Below are 18,513 nucleotides of genomic sequence, written 5' to 3'. Positions count from 1 at the left end.
GCCTCAGACCTCGTCGTAGACGACTTCGAGGGACGGCTTGGACACGTGGGCGATGCCGCACATATCCTCGTGGGTCGCAGGCACCAGCACCACGTCGCGGCCCGTGACGTCGCTGGAGAACAGACCGAGCAGCCCATCCTGCGTGAGCGGCGTCGGCCGGTGCGGCGCGGCGTCGGCGACGTTGGCGGCCAGATCCGAGAACAGGCTGCCCCAGCGGCTCTCCGGCCGGCCGATGATCTCGTAGTTGGCGCTCTTGCGGCGGATGTCGTCGTCGGCCGGGATCGAAGCCAGGACCGGGATGCCGGCGGCCTCCGCGAAGGCTTGGGCCTCGCCGGTGCCGTCGTCCTTGTTGATCACGAGGCCGCCGACGCCGACATTACCGCCCAGCTTGCGGAAATATTCGACCGCCGAGCAGACGTTGTTGGCGACGTAGAGCGACTGCAGATCGTTCGACCCGACGACGATGACCTTTTGGCACATGTCCCGGGCGATCGGCAGGCCGAAGCCGCCGCAGACGACGTCGCCCAGGAAGTCCAGCAGGACGAAGTCGAAGCCCCAGTCGTGGAAGCCGAGTTTCTCCAGCAACTCGAAGCCGTGGATGATGCCCCGGCCGCCGCAGCCGCGCCCGACTTCCGGGCCGCCGAGTTCCATGGCGTAGACGCCGTCGCGCTTGAAGCACACGTCGCCGATCGCCACCGGCTCGCCGGCGAGCTTCTTCTTGGTGGACGTCTCGATGATGGTCGGGCAGGCCTTGCCGCCGAACAGCAGTGAGGTCGTGTCGCTCTTCGGGTCGCAGCCGATCAGCAGGACCTTCTTGCCCTGCTGGGCCATCATGTAGCTGAGATTGGCGAGCGTGAACGACTTGCCGATGCCGCCCTTGCCGTAGATCGCGATGATCTGCGTTTCTTTCTTCACCGGTGCAGTCGGGACGGCATCAGGCTCGATCGCCGCCTCGGCGCGGAGCTGAGCGGCTTGGCTGAGGGCGGCCTTGTTCAGTTGAACGTTCACGCGGCGTCCCTCCAGTCGAGGATCATCTTGAGGCAGGCGGGATCGGCGAAGGCGGTGCGATAGGCGTCCTGGGCCTGTGCGGCCGGGACGCGGTGTGTGATCAGCCCGTCGAGCGAGAGCCGGCCACCATCGATGAGCGCCGTAACCGCTGCGAGGTCCTCCGGTCGGAACTCGGCGGAGATCCGGATGCGGGCCTCGCGCATGAAGGCCGGGGGGAACGCGAAGGAGAGCGGCGCCTCGTAGAAGCCGGCGAGCACGATCTCGCCCCCGGGCGCCAAGCGGGCGATCAGGCCGTCGAGGCCGGACGCGTCGCCGCTGACATCGGTGATCACCGCGTAGTCGCGCCGGGGATCGTTCTCCGGCGCGAGCACCGCGTAGCCGGATGCGCCGATCTGGCGGACCGGATCCGTCTCCCACACGGTGGGCTCGGCACCCGCCGCAAGCGTCAAGCGCGCCAGCAGGCGCCCGAGCACGCCGTGCCCGACGATGAGCGGCGTGGCGCCGGCACGAAGGCCGCCCAGCGCCCGGTATGCGGTCGCCGCCAGCGCGATCAGGCAGGACCGCTCACCCAGCGCCGGATCCACCGGCACGAGACGCGCTGCCGGAGCGACGAGATGCGAGGCGGCGCCACCGAACAGGCCACGCACCGGGCCGAAGCACCGCGCCCCCGGAACGAACACGCTCTGGCCGACCCGGACCGCCGATGCGGCACCAGCCTCGATGACGGTGCCGACGGACTCGTAGCCCGGCACCAACGGGTACCCCATCCCGGGAAAAGGCGGCATGCGGCCGGACCAGAGCAAGCGTTCAGTTCCGGTGCTGATCCCGCTCCACATCACGGCAATGACGGCATCAGCCTCGCCGGCGGGCGTCAGCTGCAGGCGCTGCACTGCCATGTGCTTCGGGCTTTCGAGGATGACTGCGAGAGCGTCCATGACTGGAATGATCCGCCCTATGTGTTGCGACTCTCGCCGGTGGGAGCCGCTATGTGTCATCCTAAATGGACACATCTCAGCGTCAAGTCATTATTACTTTACGGGGCATCTTTCCTGGCGACGACGAGGCGCGTCAGGAGCGGCCGGCGGACCGGATGCTCTTGCGAGGTCGCGAACCCAGCCTCGCGCAGCATGCCGTGGAGTTCTTCGGCGCGGCGCGGCCGGCCCGAGCCCATGGCAAGGAGGTAGAAGCCGAAATACGCGTCCCCGACAGGCTCGGCGCCGGGCGTGCCGGCCATTGGCTCGGCCAGAATCAGCGTTCCGCCGGGCGGCAGCGCCGCGTGCGCGGCCGCGAGCAAGGCCAGGGCCGGCCCATCATCGTGATCGTGGACAATGCGGATCAGCGAGATCGTGTCGGCGCCGGCCGGCAGGGACTCGTGGAAGCTGCCGCCCCGACAGGCGATCCGCTCAGCCAACCCCGCCTGGGCGAGCCGGGCAGCGGCGCGGTCGGCGACGGCGGGGAGATCGAACAGGGTGAGGCGCGGAGCGGCATGGCGCGCAGCCACGGCCTGCAGGAACGCGCCCTCGCCGCCACCGACATCCATCAGGTGCCGGGTCTGCGAGAGGTCGCAGGCATCGAGCACGTCGTCGGCGATCAGCGACTGCGACGCGCCCATCAGGCCGCCGTAGGGCGCCACCGACGCCGCATCCGCGGTCTCGCCCGAGGCGTAGGGCCAGTAGCGCGAGAGCCGGGTCGGCGCAGCCCGGCCGCGCAGCAGCGCCACTGGATCCGCCAAGTCGGCGTAGAGCAGAGCGTGGTGCTCGATCATCGCGCCGATGCCGGGATTGCCGGTGAGTGCGGCGCCGAGATCGGCGAGTCCGAATCGGTCGCCCGGCAGCATTCGGACCAGCTTGAGCGATTCGGCGGCGCGCATAAGCCGGCGCACGCCTTCGGGCGGGAGATCCAGCCGCCGAGCCAGCGCGTCGAGCGGGAGCGGTCCTTCGGCCAGGACGGTGAAGAGGTCGAGGCGGACGCACGCCGTCAGTACCTGCGCGTAGACGAAGCCGGCGCAGAGATCGAACAGGGCCCGGGTGTTCCTGCGGGCGATTCCGCGGGTGAGCGGGAAGCCCGCGGCCCAGCGCTGGAAGCGTGGGTTCGCCACCAGACGGTTCCGCCAGCCGAGCCAGCGATCACCGAGGGAGGGCTTTTCGGGCCGTGTTGTCACCGCCCGGGGAACGGAGCCGGCGGTCAGGCCGCCACCGCCCGCAGGCTCGCGGGCAGGAACAGCCGCGCCTGCGCCTCGATCTCGGCGGTTAGGTCAGCCATGCCGGGACAGGCCGGGATCGCCGCGACCGCCTCCCGGGTGAGCCGAGCAAGGCGGTCCAAGGCGCCCCCAGTGCCCAGCAGCGCGGCGGCATTGGGACGCCCGAGGGTCGCGTCCCGGCCGGCGGGCTTGCCGATCTCTTCCTGTCGGCATGCGACGTCGCGCAGGTCGTCGGCGACCTGATAGGCCTCGCCCAGGCACTCGCCGAGGCGGCGCCAGGGTTCCGGCTCGGCCCCCGCGGCAGCGGCGCCCGATACGGTCGCGGCGGCGAACAGAGCGCCCGTCTTGGCCTGCTGATAATCGCTCAGGCTGATATGCGCCTCGGATTCCCAGGCCTGCCCGGCCGCGATGCCGGCGGGCGAGCCCGCCGCGCGGCCGAGGAGGCCGACGAGCCGGCACAACCTATCCGAGTGCCGGCCGCAGTCTCGGGCCAGGGTTTCGAAGGCGAGCACGATCAGCGCGTCGCCGGTGAGCACCGCGATCGGCTCGCCGAAAGCGACATGGACCGAGGGCTTCTGCCGGCGCAGGGGCGCGTCGTCGAAGCAGGGCAGGTCGTCGTGGACGAGGGACGCGCAGTGCAGAAGCTCGATCGCCGCGGCGGCCGCCGTGGCGCCCGCGGGATCATCGTTGCCGCAGGCTCGGGCCACCGACAGGCACAGGCGTGGCCGGATGCGGTGTCCGCCGGGAAAGACGGCGTAGCGCAGGGCCTCGGCCAGCAGCGGGGGCGCCCCCGGCGCCTCGGCATGGGCCACGGCGCGATCCAGCGCCATCTCGATTCGCCGGCCGGACTCCATCGCGCCCCTCCCGTGTTGTCATCGGTTGTCAGCGTCAAGTGTCATTTCTTATTGACACTCTGCGGACCGGAGATCAATCCCGTTGCGGGGAGAAGTCGGGGTGAACGTGGCGCAGCAGCGCGTCGTAGTGATCGGGGCCGGGATTGGCGGTCTGGCGGCCGCCCTGCGGCTCGCCCAGGCGGGACTCGACGTCACCGTGCTGGAACGCGCCGCACGCCCCGGCGGCAAGATGCGGAGCGTCCCGGTCGGCGGCCGCGCCGTCGAGGCCGGGCCGACCGTGTTCACGATGCGATGGGTCTTCGAAGAACTCTTCGCGGAATGCGGGGCCAGCTTCGAAGACCGGGCGGCGCTTGCGCCCGCCACGCTTCTCGCCCGCCACGCCTGGACGCGCGGCGAACGGCTCGACCTGTTCGCCGATGTCGACAGCTCCGCGGCGGCGGTCGCCGACTTCGCCGGCCCCCGGGAGGCCGAAGGCTACCGGCGTTTCTGCGCGCGCTCGGCAGAGGTCTACCGCACGCTGGAGGGGCCCTTCATCCGCGACGGGCGGACGAGCCCGGCGGGTCTCGCGCAGCGCGTCGGACTCTCGGGCCTTGGCGACCTCTGGCGGATCCAGCCCTTCGCCACCCTGTGGTCGGCTCTGGGCACGTTTTTCCGCGATCCCCGGCTGCTGCAGTTGTTCGGACGCTACGCCACCTATTGCGGCGCCTCTCCGTTCACGGCGCCGGCGACCCTGATGCTCGTCGCCCACGTGGAGCAGGCGGGCGTCTGGACCGTTTCGGGCGGGATGAGCGCCCTGGCGCGCGCGGTGGCTGACCTCGCGGCCGAGCGCGGCGCCGTGTTCCGATACGGCGTTCACGCGGACCGGATCGTCACCGAGGGCGGGCGGGTCGCCGGTGTGATCCTGACAGGCGGGGAACGGGTGCCGGCAGAGCGCATCGTCTGCAACGCGGATTCCGCAGCCCTCGGCGCCGGTCTGCTCGGGCGGGAGGCGATCCCGGCCGGCGAACGGCTCAAGCGGGACGAGCGCTCGCTCTCCGCCGTCACCTTCTGCACCACGGCGGTCCCGAAAGGCTTCTCGCTCGCGCACCACAACGTCTTCTTCTCGGGCGATTACCGGACCGAGTTCGACGCCATCCTGCGGGACCGCCGCCTGCCCGACGATCCCACCGTCTACGTATGCGCCCAGGACCGGACCGAATCGGGCGAAACGCCCGAAGGGCCCGAGCGCCTGCTGCTGCTCGTCAACGCCCCGGCGGACGGCCGGGAGCGTCCGCTCACGCCGCCGGAGATCGAGAGATGCGAGACGAATCTGAACCGCCGGCTGGAAGCCTGCGGGCTGACCTTCGCGGAGATGTCGCCCGCGGTGGCGACGACACCGGGGGGGTTCGAGGCCCTGTTCCCGGGCACCGGGGGCGCCCTGTATGGCCGGGCGGCGCAGGGTTGGACGGCGACCTTCAAGCGGGCCGGCGCCAGGACCGCCCTGCCGGGCCTCTATCTGGCGGGGGGCTCGGTCCATCCCGGCCCGGGCGTGCCGATGGCGGCGCAGTCGGGCCGGCTGGCGGCGGCGGCGATCCTGACGGACCTCGATTCGACGGCCCGGTCGCCCAGAGCGGCTATGCGTGGTGGTACGTCGATGCGGTGAGCGACGACGGCCGCCACGGGCTGACGATCATCGCGTTCATCGGCAGCGTGTTCTCGCCATACTACGCCTGGAGCGCCAGCAAGGACCCGTTCGCGCACTGCGCCATGAACGTCGTGCTCTATGGCGACCGGAGCCGCTTCGCCATGACCGAGCGCGGCGCCGCCAGCCTGTCGCGGGGCCGGGACCACATCGCCATCGGCCCGAGCGCAATGGAATGGGACGGCACGGCGCTGACGGTCCGGATCGACGAGCGCGGGGCGCCCCTACCCTGGCGGTTGCGTGGCACGGTGCGGCTGGTTCCGCGCGGCTTCACCGCCGGGCCGTTCCAGCTCGATCCAGGCGGACGCCATCGCTGGTGGCCGATGGCGCCGTCTTCGCGGGTCGAGGTGGCGTTCGACAGGCCGGATCTGCGCTGGAGCGGCAGCGGCTACTTCGATACGAACGAGGGCGACGAGCCGCTGGAGGCCGCCTTCTCCCGCTGGACTTGGTGCCGGGCCGACCTGCCGGACGGGGCGGCGATCCTCTACGACGTACAGCACCGGAACGGCGGCGGCCGGAACCTGTCGCTGCGCTTCTCCAGCGACGGCTCGCGCCGCGAGATCCGGCCGCCCCTCGCCGCCGCGCTCCCCTCCACAAAGGTCTGGCGGATGCCCCGGGAGACACGCAGCGACGACGGCCGCGCGCGCGTGCTCACCACGTTCGAGGACACGCCGTTCTATTCCCGCTCCCTGCTGGCCTCGACCTTGACCGGTGAGCCGGTGCGGGCGGTGCACGAGAGCCTGTCCCTCGATCGCTTCCGCAATCCCCTCGTGCGGCTGATGCTGCCGTTCCGCATGCCGCGCCCGTTCGCCGGCTAGCGGCCGGGCCGCGAAAGTACACAGGCGACGACCCTGAGGATCTTTTGCATCGCCTTGCAAGAGAATCCGTCCAACTAACGCGCCATCCTTCAATCACCGGTTGCAAAAGCCGGGCATTCGGGTGCCTATCGAGGTTCGATGCGGGTGCGGGCGGACCAGATATGGCGCGCTTCTATTTTCACGTCTTCAGCGGCCGCACCGTCATCGATACAACCGGGATCGATTTGCCCGACGCTGCGCTTGCCCGGGAGGAAGCCGTGCGTCTCGCCGGCACGCTTCTGAAGGAGGAAGCGTCGACGATCGCGCTCGGGCAGTCCTGGGAGATGAGCGTCACCGAGGGCGACGGACGGGTGCTGTTCCGGCTCTCCGTGAGCGTCAGCGGGTCCTGATCGCACCTGAGACGACCGCCGGCCCTCGCCCGGCCGCCAGGCCCCACGGGCGGGTTCGATGGGCGATGCAGCCCAGAGTCGCCAGGCTGAGGACGAGACCAAGCGGGAAACCCGTGAGACCCGCCCCCTCGCGCAGGAGCGCGAACAGCGGCGACGCGATCAGGAGCATGCGCTCGTGGGGGCGCAGGCCGCCGGCCCGGTGGGCGACGAGCACCAGCAAGAGCGTCGCCGGGACCAGCGGAGCGAGGTCGTAGACCGGGACGTAGGGCGACAGCAGCGGCGCCGCGGCGAGCAGGGCCGCCGCGCGCAGCTCCAGGGGCGCCGGCATCGTCCAGGCGCGCCACGCCAGCCCGAGGGCAACGGTCGCCACCACGGCCTGCAATGCCCAGGCGGCCGAGATCGGGCCTCCCAGAAGGCGGACGGCGCCGAAGGCGCTGGCATTGAGGTCGAGGCCGGCCGCCGCTTTCTGCAGGATGATCCGGTTCGTCTCGCCGAGCGTCCCGAAGAACCCGATCCAGGGCGCGGTGCCGAACAGCGCCAGCGAGGCGAGGCAGAGGGCGAGCACGGTGCCGATGCAGGCCACCAGACAGGCCCGACGGCCGGTGACCAGCAGGAGCAGCGGCGCCAGCGCGGCGAAGTGCGGCTTGTAGGCCAGCAGGCCGAAGCACAGGCCGGCGAGCCAGGGGCGCCGGTCTACCAGCATCGCCCCGAGGGTCATCAGCGCAGCCGTGAAGAGACCGTTCTGCCCGTACGAGAGGTTGCAGAATACCAGCGGATGGGCGAGCGCGACGCAGGCCGCGTCCCGCCGGCCGGCAGCGACGGTCATCGCCAGCGCGAACACGCCGAGCGAGAACGCCGTCCAGATCAGGAAGGCCGGCTGCGGCTCCAGCATCGCGAAGGCGGCAGCGGCCAGCAGGAACACCGGTGGGTAATGCCACGCGAAGCGGCAGTCCGGCCCGAAGGCGGCTTTCAGGTTCTCGAGATGGACGGTCAGGTCGTAGGGCTCGCCGCCCCGTCCCTCCAGCGCGGCCCGGCCTGCCACCCAGATCTGGCTGAAGTCGTTGCCCAGCATGTCGCCGTACCAGTTCCGGCGCGGCTCCGGTCCGGTGCCGAACACGACGACGACGATCGCCAGGGTGAGCGGGACCAGTATCCAGGCGGCCCGCTTGGCGAAGGCGAACAGCCGGGCATCGCTGCCGGCGAGGTCCGCCAAGTCGACCCAGAGCGCGGCCCGGAGCTGCGCTGCTCGCGATCCCGGCCGGCCCGACGCTTCGGTCTGTAATTGGGCGGCCATGTGGGCTTTCGGCGAGACGCTTCCGGCTCGAACCTAGGCGAGCCCGGTTTTAGCGCCGTTAACGGCGTGGTTTGCCGAACGGCCCGGCTTGTGCGAGAGGGCGACGGCTGCGACATTCGCGCCGTCAACTGGGGCGGTGATTTCGATGCGAGCGGACGAGGCATCCCCCGCCCCGCGCGTCCTGATCTACAGCCACGACACTTTCGGGCTCGGCCATCTCCGCCGTTCGCGGGCGATCGCCAACGCGATCGTGTCGTGCAACCGCGGGGCGCGGGCGATGATCGTCTCCGGCTCCCCGGTGATCGACCGTTATGCCTTCGCGCCCGGGGTCCACACGGTTCGGCTGCCGCCGGTGACAAAGTTCCCGGACGGGGGCTATGCCAGCCTCGACGGGTCCACGCCGCTCGCCCGCACCGTCGAGCAGCGCTCCGCACTCATCGTCCGGACCTTCGCCGCGTTCGAGCCCGACCTGATCATCGTCGACAAGGAACCGTCGGGCTTCCACGGCGAGCTGTTGCCGGTGCTCGAGCGCGCCGCCGCCAGCGGGACGCGGCTGGTGCTCGGGCTGCGCGACGTGCTCGACGACGCCGACCGCCTCGTCCCCGAATGGGAGCGGAAGGGCGCTGCCGAGACGATGGCGCGCTTCTACGACGAGATCTGGGTCTACGGCCTCAGCCGCATCCACGAGCCCCTGGCGGCCCTGCCAATGGACCCAGAGATGGCGGCACGGATCGCCGGGCGGCTGATCTATACCGGCTATCTGCGCCGGGCGGTGCCGGAGATGCGCGCCGGCCGCGAGGAACCCGCGATCGCCAGCGGCCCGTTCGTGCTCGTCACCCCGGGCGGTGGCGGCGACGGCGCCGCGCTGATCGACTGGGTCATCGCAGCCTACGAGGCGGATCCCGGCATTCCCCTGCCCTGCCTGATCGCCTTCGGCCCGTTCCTCGACGGGGCCACGCGCGACGGCTTCACCGCGCGGATCGGCGGGCTCATGGGCAGGATCGCGGCGATCACCTTCGACAGCCAGATCGAGTTCCTGATGCGCAAGGCGGCCGGAGTCGTGGCGATGGGCGGCTACAACACCTTCTGCGAGATTCTGTCTTTCGACCTGCGGGCGATCCTGGTCCCCCGGACCGAGCCGCGCCGGGAGCAGGCGATCCGGGCGCTCGCCGCCGAGCAGCTCGGCCTCGCGCGCGTCCTCCTGGAATCCGAGGGACGGGCGCCGGAGCGCATGGCCGCGGCGCTCCGCGCCCTGCCCGACCAGACCGAGCCGTCGCGGGTGCTGGTCCCGGGCCTGCTCGACGGGCTCGACGCCGTGGCGCGCCGGGTGCGGGCGCTGGCCTCGCCGGGTGCGGAACGGCCATGCGTGCGGGCCTTCTCTTGAGCGACAAGCGGATCGCGGTGGTGCTGAAGGGCTATCCCCGCCTCTCGGAAACCTTCATCGCACAGGAGTTGCTGGCCCTGGAGCGGCGCGGGCTGCCGCTGGAGATCTGGTCTCTGCGCCGCCCGACCGACCGTGCCCGCCACCCCATGCACGCGGCGATCCGCGCGCCGGTCGCCTACCTGCCGGAATACCTCCACGAGGCGCCGCTGCGCGTGCTGCGCGGACTCGCTGCGGCGACTTTGCGTCCCCGCTTCGCCACGCTCCTCGCGCAGTTCGCCCGGGATCTCCGGCGCGACCCGACCCCCTCGCGCCTGCGTCGCCTCGGGCAGGCGCTGGTGCTCGCCCGCGAGTTGCCCGCCGAGGTCACTCATATCCACGTGCATTTCCTGCACACCCCGGCGAGCGTCGCCCGCTATGCGGCGATGCTGACCGGGCGCGGCTGGAGCTTCTCCGCCCATGCCAAGGACATCTGGACGACCCCGGCCTGGGAGCTGACCGAGAAGCTGCGCGACGCTGCCTGGGGGGTGACCTGCACCCGCGACGGACTCGCGCGCCTCGATTCCCTGGCGCCCGGCCGCACGGGGCTCGCCTATCACGGTCTGGACCTCGTTCGCTTCCCGGCCCCCCCCCCGCCGCGCGATCCCCGCGACGGGAGCGACCCGGCGGCGCCGCTGCGCCTCCTCTGCGTCGGCCGGCTGGTCGCCAAGAAGGGCCACGACGACCTGATCGACGCCCTGGCGTCGCTGACCCCGGACCTGCACTGGCGCCTCGACCTGATCGGCGGCGGCGAGCTGCGCCGGGCCCTGGAGGCCCGGGTCGGCGAGCGTGGACTGGCGCAGCGCGTCACCTTCCGGGGGGCGCTGGCGCAGCCCGAGGTGGTCGCGGCGATGCGCGCGGCCGACCTGTTCATATTGCCGACGAAGCCTGCGCCGGGGGGCGACCGGGACGGACTGCCGAACGTGCTGATGGAGGCCGCGAGCCAAGCCTTGCCGATCCTGGCGACCGCCTTCGCCGGCACGCCGGAATTCATCACCGACGGCGCGCACGGCATCCTGGTCCCGCCCCGTGATCCCACCGCCCTCGCACGAGCCCTCGCGCGCCTCGCGGCGGACCCGGCCCTGCGCCGAAGCCTCGGCGAGGCGGCCCGATCGCGCCTCGAGCGCGACTTCTCGGAGGAGGCGGCCGTCGACCTGATCGGGGCCCGGCTCAGCGCCTCCGCGGGGCTCGCAGCACCGGCGACCAGGGCGCGACGGGAGCTGTCCGCATGCGCGTCCTGATCGCCGTCACGCATCTCCTCGGGGCCGGGCATCTCACCCGCGCCGCCGCCCTGGCGCGCGCTTTCGCGGTGTCCGGCCACGAGGCCCTGCTGATCACGGGGGGCATGCCGGCCCCGATGGTCCGCCAGGACGGCCTGCGCGTCGTGCAGCTGCCGCCGTTGCGGGCCGTCGGCACGGATTTCTCCAGGCCGCTCGGGGCTGACGGCCTCCCGGCGGACGCGCTGCTGTTCGAGAGCCGGCGCGCCTTGCTGGTCGAGACGCTCGCGGATTTCGCGCCCGACGCAGTCCTTACCGAGTTGTTCCCGTTCGGCCGGCGGATGCTGGCTGCCGAGTTCCTGGCGCTGGTGGAGGCGGCCCGCGCCCGCCGGCCGCGCCCGCTGGTGCTCGCCTCGGTGCGTGACATCCTGGTCGCCTCCGCGAAGCCGGAGCGGATCGCAGAGGCGCAGGCCCGGGTGGCGAAGCTGTACGACGCCGTGCTGGTGCACGGCGATCCGGCCCTGGTCCCTCTCGACGCCTCGTGGCCGCTCGATGCCGGGAGCGCCCAGAAGATCCGCTATACCGGCTACGTCGACGAGGGCACCAGGATCTCCCCGGCTGCCGAACGCCGGGGCGTGCTCGTCGCGGCGGGCTCAGGTCCAGCCGGACTGGGCCTTCTCCTCGCCGCCGCGGGGGCCGCCCGGCTGCAACCTGCGCTGGGCTGGCGGATCCTGGCCGGGCACGGCGTGCCGGAGGCGGCCTTTACCGAGATCGGCCGCGGCCTGCCGCCCGGCATCCTCACCCGTGCCCGGCCCGATTATCGGGACTTGCTGGCCGGTGCGGCCCTGTCGATCAGCCAATGCGGTTACAACACCGCCACCGACCTCCTCGCCACCGGGACCCCGTCCGTGCTCGTGCCCTTCGAGGCTGGCAGCGAGACCGAGCAGCGGCTGCGCGCGGAATGCTTCGCCGCGCGCGGACTCGCGCGGGTGCTGCCGGAGGCGGCGCTGACGGTCGAGTCGCTCCTTTGCGCCGTGAATACCCAGCTCGGCGCGCCATCGCCCGCGCCCCACGGGATCGACCTCGGCGGGGCCGCTCGTTCGGTCGCGATCGTCGAGGGCCTCCGGACGGACGGCTTGGCGGCTCGCCGTGCCATCGCGCGGGAACGCCCGGGATCCGTCGCCCTGCGTGCGGCCCTGGACGATGCCGCCGGGCGGGGTCTGCGCGTGCCGATGTGGTGGCGCGACGATGACGCCGTCGCGGCGACCCCGGCCCTCGACCGGCTGATCAGCCTCGCCGAGCCCCACGCCGCCCCGATCCTCCTCGCGGCGATCCCGGCCCGGATCGAGCCGTCTCTCGGGGGGCGCCTCGCCTCGGCCCCTGGTCTGAGTGTCGCGGTCCACGGGCTGGCCCATCACAACCACGCTCCGCCCGGCGAGAAGGCCGCAGAGTTCGGGGCGCACCGCCCGCTCGACGCCCTGGCCTCGGACGCCGCCGCCGGCCTGCGGATCGCCCGCGAGCGCCTGCCGGATGCGGCGCTGCTGCCGGTGTTCGTGCCGCCCTGGAACCGCCTCGACCCCGCCCTGGCGGAAGCCCTACCGGGACTCGGCTATCGCGGGCTTTCGGCGGTTCCTGGACCGGAGGTCGGCGGGCTCGTCCGCGTCGACGCGACCCTCGATCCGATTGACTGGCGTGGGACCCGCTCGCTGCGCGACCCGGACGCGATCATGCGCGATCTCGCGGCGGGCATCGCGCGCAGACCTGCGCGGCCTGTGGGCCTGCTGACGCACCACCGCGTCCACGACGCGGCGATCTGGGCGTTCGTCGAGGAGCTGCTGTCGGTCCTCCTCACGCATCCGGCCGCGCATCCGCTCGATCCGCGCGCCCTATTCGCCGAGGCTGCGATGGACTCCGGCGCGGCGAAGTCTAGTTTTCCAATGACCGATATCGTGAGGACCGGTTGAGCCCGCTGCTGTCCATCCGCGACCTCGCCGTCGCGTTCCGCACGGAGACCGGACCGTTCGAAGCGCTGCACGGCCTGTCCCTCGACGTGATGCGCGGGCGCACCCTGGCCCTCGTCGGCGAATCCGGTTCGGGCAAGTCCGTCACCGCGCAGGCGATCCTGCGCATCCTACCGGCCTCGGCCGCGATCACGCGGGGGCAGATCCTGTTCCGCGACGGGTCCGCGGAGACCGACATCGCCCAGCTGCCGGCGGAAGGCGCGGCGATGCAGGCGATCCGCGGGCAGCGGATCGCGATGATCTTCCAGGAGCCGATGACCTGCCTGTCGCCGCTTCACACGATCGGCGATCAGATCGGCGAGGCCCTGCGCATCCATACGGGCGCAGACCGCCGGGAGGCCGACGCCCGCACGCAGGAGGCCCTCGCCCGGGTCGGCTTCCCGGACCCGCGGCGCGCCCTGCGAACCTACCCGTTCGAGCTGTCCGGGGGCCTGCGCCAGCGCGCGATGATGGCGATGGCACTGATCCTGGAACCCGCCCTCCTGGTCGCCGACGAGCCAACCACGGCGCTCGACGTCACAACCCAGGCCCAGATTCTCGCCCTGCTGGCCAAGCTCCAGGACGAGACCGGGATGGCGATCCTGCTGATCACCCACGATCTCGGTGTGGTCGCCAACATCGCCCACGACGTCGCCGTACTCTACCGCGGCCGCCTCGTGGAGGCCGGCCCCTGCGAGACGGTGATGCGCACCCCCGGCCACCCCTACCTGCGCGCCCTCCTCCACGCCGTGCCCCGGTTCGACATGGCGCCCGGCGAGCGCCTGACCCCGATCCGCCCCGCCCGCGCCGAAATCCCGCCGGCGCAGGCGCGTACGACGCTCGCCGGGCCGCTGCTCCAGGTCGAAGGCGTGAGCAAGAGCTTCACCCTGCGGGCCGGCCGGCTCTGGCAGAAGCCCAGGATCGTGCACGCGGTCTCCGACGTCTCGTTGAGCCTCGCGGCGGGCGAGACCCTCGGCCTCGTCGGCGAGTCCGGCTCCGGCAAGACCACCGTGGCGAAGATGATCATGCGGGCCCTCGAGCCCGGTACCGGCCGGATCCTGTTCGATGACGGCACCGGCCCCCGGGATGTCCACGGCCTCACCGGGGACGCCCTGTTCGCCTACCGGCGCACGGTCCAGTTCGTGTTCCAGGACCCCTACGCGTCCCTCGACCCGCGCATGACCGTGCGGCAGATCCTGTCAGAGCCCATGGAGATCCACGGTGTCCCGGCCGCAGAGCGGCGGGAGCGCTGCCGTACCCTAATGGCGATGGTCGGGCTGGATGCGAGCGGACTCGGGCGCTACCCGCACGCCTTCTCGGGCGGCCAGCGCCAGCGTATCGGCATCGCCAGGGCGCTGGCGCCGAATCCGCGCCTCCTGGTGCTCGACGAGCCCGTCTCGGCCCTCGACGTTTCGGTGCAGGCGCAGATCCTCAACCTGCTGAAGGACCTCCAAGCCGCGCTCGGGTTGTCCTACCTTATCGTCTCACACAATCTCGCGGTGATTGATTATATGGCGGATACGATCAGCGTGATGTGCCGGGGCCGGGTCGTCGAGGAGGCTCCCCGCGCCGCGCTGTTCCGCCGGCCAGTTCATCCATACACGCGGGCGCTGCTGGCCGCCGTGCCGGACCCGAGCCTCGACCATCCGCTCGACTTCGCAGCCATCACGGGCGACCAGAACGATCCGGCGCGCTGGGAGACGCCCTACCGGCTGGCGCCGGACGAAGCCGGCCAGATGCGCGCGATCGAGGCCGGCCACCGGGTTCGCTTCGGAGCGACCCGGGAAGCGGAGGCCGCCTGATGCAGCCGCGCCCGCCCGTGATGCTGGAGCGGCTGCGCCGCAAGGTGCTGTCGCCGCTGTTCGACCGCCTCGGCTACGATCTCGTCCCGGCCGCGCCCGACTGGACCCACCGCCCGACCTCGCCCCGCGAGGTGACGATCCTTCTGGAATCGGCGGCGGCGATCCTGGAGCGGGATCTCGCGGCTGCCGGGATCGCACCCGACGGTGACCTCCTCGACCGGGTGCGGCAATTCTGGGCGCTGATCCCCTCTGCCCCGGTGCGGCAGCGCCGGGGCGGCAGCGGCTTCAATGGCGCGCTCCAGCTCTACGTGGCGATGCGGGCGCTGAAACCGGACTTCGTGATCGAGTCCGGGGTGTTCCGCGGGCTGACCACGTGGGTGATCCGCCAAGCCTGCCCGCACGCGAAGATCTTCTGTCATGATCCGGACTTGTCGGGTCTGCAGTACCGCGACCCGGAGGCGCGTTACAGCACCGCAGACTGGTCTACCGCAGACTGGTCCGGCATCGATCCGGCCGCCACGGTGGCGTTCTTCGACGATCACGTGGCTCAGGGTCGCCGGGTCGTGGAGGCGCATGCGCGCGGCCTGACCCGGCTGCTGTTCGACGACGACGCGGCGGGCCACCGGATCCACGCCCATGGCGGCCCCGCGCATCCCACCATCGCGATGATCACCGGCCCCGCGCACGGCCCGGAACCGATCCGCTGGACCCGGAACGGCCGCCAGTTCGAGCAGCCGGCCGACGATGCCCTGGTGCGGCAGGCGGCCGGCCTGATCGTACGCGCTCACGCCTTCGACGATCTGCATCGGGCGACCGGGTATTCGCCGGCGCGGCTGACCTCTGTCGCGCTGCATTCCGCAGAGTCGCGAGGCGGGTCGTGAGCAGGCATGACAAGCTTGCCGCCACCCTCCCCCGCAGAGCGGGGAAAGACGGCGGTTTCTCCCGGCGCGCCCTGATCGCGGGCTTCGGCGCCTCAAGTCTCCTTGGGTCACGCGCATCGTGGGCAGAGGGCGACGTCCCCGCCCCCCCGGCCGCGCCCCTCATCGTCGACCTCGCCGCCCGCGGGCGCCGGACCGGCGCCACCGGCGGTACGATCCGCACGCTGATCGCGAAGGCGCGGGACGTGCGCTACCTCTCGGTCTACGGCTACACTCGCCTGATCGGCTACGACGCCGACCTGAACCTGCGGCCGGACCTGCTGGCGCGGGTCGATGTCGAGGGCGGCCGCTTCACGTTCACGCTGCGCGAGGGACACCGCTGGTCGGACGGCCATCCCTTCACGGCGGAGGATTTTCGCTATTACTGGGAGGACGTCGCCAACGAGAAGGCGCTCACCCCGGACGGGCCGCCGGGCTTCTTCCTGGTGGACGGCAAGCCGCCGCGCGTCGAGTACCCGGATCCGCTCACGATCCGATACAGCTGGGATCGGCCGAACCCGATGTTCCTGCCGTCCCTGGCCGCCCCGCGCGACCCGCTGATCTACCGCCCGTCCCATTACCTCAGGTCGTTCCATGCCCGCTATGTCGGCAAGGAGGCGGCCGACGCGAAGGCCAAGGCGCAGAAGCTGCGCGGCTGGGCGGCGTTGCACTCTCGTCTCGACGACACTTACGAGTTGAGCAACCCGGATTGTCCGACACTCCAGGGCTGGGTGCCACGCACCCGCGCGCCGGCCACCCGATTCCGGTTCGAGCGCAACCGCAGCTACCACCGGGTCGACACCGCCGGGACGCAGCTTCCCTACATCGACGCCATCGTGATGGACGTGGCCTCCCAGGGCCTGCTGGTCGCCAAGACCAACGCGGGCGAGGCCGACCTGATGTTCCGCGGTCTTTCGATGCCTGACATCCCGAGCCTGAAGGAAGGCGAGAAGGCGCATCATTACCGCACCAACCTGTGGCCGGTGGCCCGCGGCTCAGAGATCGCCCTCTACCCGAACCTCACCACCGTCGACCCGGGCTGGAGGGCCCTGAACCGTGACGTGCGCTATCGCCAGGCGCTGTCGCTCGCCATCGATCGCCGAACGCTGAACAACACGCTGCTGTTCGGCCTCGGCACGGAAGGGAACGACACCATCCTGTCCGAGAGTGCGCTGTTCTCGCCGGAGCTGCGCACTCTCAACGCCAGCTACGATCCGGCGCGGGCCTCGAGCCTTCTCGACGCGGTGGGCCTCACCGGCCGCGACGGCTCCGGCATCCGCATGATGCCCGATGGGCGCGCGCTGGAGATCGTGGTCGATAGCGACGGCGAGGCGGAGAACGTGCTGGACGCCCTCCTGCTCATCACCGAGTTCTGGCGCGAGGTCGGAATCCGCCTGGTGACCAAGCCGCAGGAGCGGACGAACCTGCACCGCCGGTCTGTGGGAGGCCTGACCGTCATGGTCGCCGCCCAGGGGCTCGACCTCGCGGTCCCCACCGCCATCATGCCGCCGACGGAGCTGAGCCCGGCCCAGCCGGAGCACTATTCCTGGCCGCTCTGGAGCGCGAATGTCGAGAGCCGCGGCAAGTCCGGCCAGCCCTGCGACGTGCCGGAGGTTCAGCGCCTGATCGAGCTCGACCGCCAGTGGCGCGAAACCGACGATGCCCAGAAGCAGGCGGCGATCTGGCGTGAGATGCTGATGAACCACGCGCGCAACACCTGGGTGATCGGGACGGTGGCGGGGGCGCTCCAGCCGGTGGTCGCCGCCGACCGCCTCGTCAACCTGCCAAAGCGCGCCCTCTACGCCTGGGATCCCACCGCGATGATCGGCGTGCAGCGCCTCGACGAGGTGTTCTGGGACAACGCCGCCGACAAGCGCGCGGAGGTCCGGTGATCGTCCAGATCCTCCGGCGCGTCGTGACCATGGCGCTGACGCTCCTGGTGATCTCGGCGCTCGTGTTCTTCGTCATCAAACTGCCGCCGGGCGACTATCTCACCAACCGGATCATGGAGCTGCGCGCCACCGGCGAGGCGGGCTCCGTGGCGAAGGCTCAATTGCTCATCCGGCAATACGGCCTCGACCGGCCGGTCTGGCAGCAATACCTGATGTGGATCGGTGCGATGCCGGGCCCGGCAGGCTTCTCCGGCCTGCTGCAGGGCGACTGGGGCTGGTCGTTCGAGTACGACAAGCCGGTGGCGGACGTCGTCGGCGACGCCCTGTGGTTGACACTGCTGATCAACCTGACGGCGGTGGTCTTCGTCCACCTGGTGGCGATTCCGGCCGCGATCTACTCGGCGACCCACCGGCACACGATCGGCGACGCGGTCGTGACGCTCCTCGGCTATGTCGGGCTTGCGATCCCCGGATTCCTCCTGGCGCTGATCCTGCTGTTCTATGCCAATCGCTGGTTCGAGCTGTCGATCGGCGGCCTCTACGATTCCGCGCTCACGAACCAACCCTGGGACTGGATCAAGATCCGCTCGTTGCTGGCGCACCTCGTGGTGCCGACCCTGGTGATCGGGCTCGGCGGCACCGCGGCGATGATTCGGCGCATGCGCGCGAACCTGCTCGACGAGTTGGCGAAGCCCTACACGGTCACCGCTCGCGCCAAGGGCCTGCCGCCCCTTCGGGCACTGCTCAAGTATCCGTTCCGGATGTCGCTCAACCCGTTCGTGGCCGATATCGGCAATCTGCTGCCGCATCTCGTCTCGGGATCCGTGCTCGTCTCGCTGGTCCTCAGCCTGCCCACCGTGGGTCCGCTGCTGCTCGACGCTCTGCGGAGCCAGGACCAGTTCATGGCCGGGTTCATCCTGATGTTCGTCGCCGCCCTGACCTTGGTCGGCATGCTGATCTCGGATCTGGTTCTGGTCTGGCTCGATCCGCGCATCCGCATGGGTCTGCGATGAACGGGTCT

General features: G+C 71.3%; 15 protein-coding genes. 10 read left to right on the top strand and 5 right to left on the bottom strand.

From position 1 onward, the window contains the following. Positions 1-3: 3 nt before the first annotated feature. The 4 genes from Q8W67_RS05550 to Q8W67_RS05535 all read right to left on the bottom strand — a co-directional run bounded on the left by Q8W67_RS05550 (position 4) and on the right by Q8W67_RS05535 (position 4,062). Positions 4-1,008: a chlorophyllide a reductase iron protein subunit X gene (locus Q8W67_RS05550; RefSeq protein ID WP_305541946.1), complete on the bottom strand. Its 1,005-nt coding sequence runs from the start codon at positions 1,006-1,008 to the stop codon at positions 4-6. Next, positions 1,005-1,943: a chlorophyll synthesis pathway protein BchC gene (gene bchC, locus Q8W67_RS05545; RefSeq protein WP_305541942.1), complete on the bottom strand. Its 939-nt coding sequence runs from the start codon at positions 1,941-1,943 to the stop codon at positions 1,005-1,007. Before bchC ends, Q8W67_RS05550 begins: the two co-directional genes overlap by 4 nt. A 98-nt stretch (positions 1,944-2,041) precedes the next feature. Continuing rightward, entirely contained in the window at positions 2,042-3,106 is a 1,065-nt protein-coding gene (locus Q8W67_RS05540; RefSeq protein WP_305541939.1) for a methyltransferase, read from the bottom strand. Between the two features lie 86 nt (positions 3,107-3,192). After that, positions 3,193-4,062 (bottom strand): polyprenyl synthetase family protein, encoded by an 870-nt coding sequence (locus tag Q8W67_RS05535; RefSeq protein WP_305541936.1) that lies wholly within the window; start codon positions 4,060-4,062, stop codon positions 3,193-3,195. An 82-nt stretch (positions 4,063-4,144) separates the two neighbouring features. On the opposite strand from Q8W67_RS05535, the gene crtD reads away from it, so the two are divergent. The 3 genes from crtD to Q8W67_RS05520 all read left to right on the top strand — a co-directional run bounded on the left by crtD (position 4,145) and on the right by Q8W67_RS05520 (position 6,950). Further along, a complete protein-coding gene (gene crtD / locus Q8W67_RS05530; RefSeq protein WP_370693819.1) occupies positions 4,145-5,704 on the top strand; it encodes a 1-hydroxycarotenoid 3,4-desaturase CrtD in 1,560 nt (519 codons plus the stop codon). Further along, positions 5,701-6,561, top strand: coding sequence for a carotenoid 1,2-hydratase (locus Q8W67_RS05525; RefSeq protein WP_305541933.1), 861 nt, complete (start codon positions 5,701-5,703; stop codon positions 6,559-6,561). The genes crtD and Q8W67_RS05525 overlap by 4 nt, the downstream gene beginning before the upstream one ends. Before the next feature lie 161 nt (positions 6,562-6,722). Continuing rightward, the gene (locus Q8W67_RS05520) at positions 6,723-6,950 is read left to right on the top strand and encodes a hypothetical protein (RefSeq protein WP_305541930.1); all 228 of its coding nucleotides are present in this window, start codon (positions 6,723-6,725) and stop codon (positions 6,948-6,950) included. Here the strand turns inward: Q8W67_RS05520 and Q8W67_RS05515 are convergent. After that, positions 6,937-8,244 (bottom strand): glycosyltransferase family 87 protein, encoded by a 1,308-nt coding sequence (locus Q8W67_RS05515; RefSeq protein WP_305541927.1) that lies wholly within the window; start codon positions 8,242-8,244, stop codon positions 6,937-6,939. The genes Q8W67_RS05520 and Q8W67_RS05515 overlap by 14 nt on opposite strands. Positions 8,245-8,389: 145 nt before the next feature. Between Q8W67_RS05515 and Q8W67_RS05510 the strand changes: the two genes are divergently transcribed. Genes Q8W67_RS05510 through Q8W67_RS05480 form a run of 7 tightly spaced genes read left to right on the top strand, consistent with a single transcriptional unit; the run spans position 8,390 to position 18,505 of the window. Beyond that, the gene (locus Q8W67_RS05510) at positions 8,390-9,628 is read left to right on the top strand and encodes a glycosyltransferase family protein (RefSeq protein ID WP_305541924.1); all 1,239 of its coding nucleotides are present in this window, start codon (positions 8,390-8,392) and stop codon (positions 9,626-9,628) included. After that, entirely contained in the window at positions 9,607-10,905 is a 1,299-nt protein-coding gene (locus Q8W67_RS05505) for a glycosyltransferase family 4 protein (protein WP_305541921.1), read from the top strand. Before Q8W67_RS05510 ends, Q8W67_RS05505 begins: the two co-directional genes overlap by 22 nt. Then, a complete protein-coding gene (locus Q8W67_RS05500; protein ID WP_305541918.1) occupies positions 10,893-12,845 on the top strand; it encodes a glycosyltransferase in 1,953 nt (650 codons plus the stop codon). Before Q8W67_RS05505 ends, Q8W67_RS05500 begins: the two co-directional genes overlap by 13 nt. Then, a complete protein-coding gene (locus Q8W67_RS05495) occupies positions 12,842-14,683 on the top strand; it encodes an ABC transporter ATP-binding protein (protein WP_305541916.1) in 1,842 nt (613 codons plus the stop codon). Before Q8W67_RS05500 ends, Q8W67_RS05495 begins: the two co-directional genes overlap by 4 nt. Continuing rightward, on the top strand, positions 14,683-15,564 hold the full coding sequence (locus Q8W67_RS05490) for a hypothetical protein (protein ID WP_305541913.1): 882 nt from the start codon (positions 14,683-14,685) through the stop codon (positions 15,562-15,564). The genes Q8W67_RS05495 and Q8W67_RS05490 overlap by 1 nt, the downstream gene beginning before the upstream one ends. Beyond that, a complete protein-coding gene (locus tag Q8W67_RS05485) occupies positions 15,561-17,492 on the top strand; it encodes an ABC transporter substrate-binding protein (protein ID WP_305541908.1) in 1,932 nt (643 codons plus the stop codon). The genes Q8W67_RS05490 and Q8W67_RS05485 overlap by 4 nt, the downstream gene beginning before the upstream one ends. Continuing rightward, entirely contained in the window at positions 17,489-18,505 is a 1,017-nt protein-coding gene (locus Q8W67_RS05480; RefSeq protein WP_305541906.1) for an ABC transporter permease, read from the top strand. Before Q8W67_RS05485 ends, Q8W67_RS05480 begins: the two co-directional genes overlap by 4 nt. Positions 18,506-18,513 lie beyond the last annotated feature (8 nt).

The organism is Methylobacterium sp. NEAU K (assembly GCF_030700285.1).
Lineage (GTDB): Bacteria > Pseudomonadota > Alphaproteobacteria > Rhizobiales > Beijerinckiaceae > Methylobacterium.
This window is presented reverse-complemented; position numbering and strand designations above follow the sequence as displayed.

Excerpts from the sequence above, each read along its gene's own strand:
- Q8W67_RS05510 (WP_305541924.1), top strand. The coding sequence starts at position 8,390 with ATGCGAGCGGACGAGGCATCCCCCGCCCCGCGCGTCCTGATCTACAGC.
- Q8W67_RS05505 (WP_305541921.1), top strand. The coding sequence starts at position 9,607 with ATGCGTGCGGGCCTTCTCTTGAGCGACAAGCGGATCGCGGTGGTGCTG.
- Q8W67_RS05535 (WP_305541936.1), bottom strand. The coding sequence starts at position 4,062 with ATGGAGTCCGGCCGGCGAATCGAGATGGCGCTGGATCGCGCCGTGGCC.
- Q8W67_RS05490 (WP_305541913.1), top strand. The coding sequence starts at position 14,683 with ATGCAGCCGCGCCCGCCCGTGATGCTGGAGCGGCTGCGCCGCAAGGTG.
- Q8W67_RS05520 (WP_305541930.1), top strand. The coding sequence starts at position 6,723 with ATGGCGCGCTTCTATTTTCACGTCTTCAGCGGCCGCACCGTCATCGAT.
- Q8W67_RS05515 (WP_305541927.1), bottom strand. The coding sequence starts at position 8,244 with ATGGCCGCCCAATTACAGACCGAAGCGTCGGGCCGGCCGGGATCGCGA.
- bchC (WP_305541942.1), bottom strand. The coding sequence starts at position 1,943 with ATGGACGCTCTCGCAGTCATCCTCGAAAGCCCGAAGCACATGGCAGTG.
- Q8W67_RS05500 (WP_305541918.1), top strand. The coding sequence starts at position 10,893 with ATGCGCGTCCTGATCGCCGTCACGCATCTCCTCGGGGCCGGGCATCTC.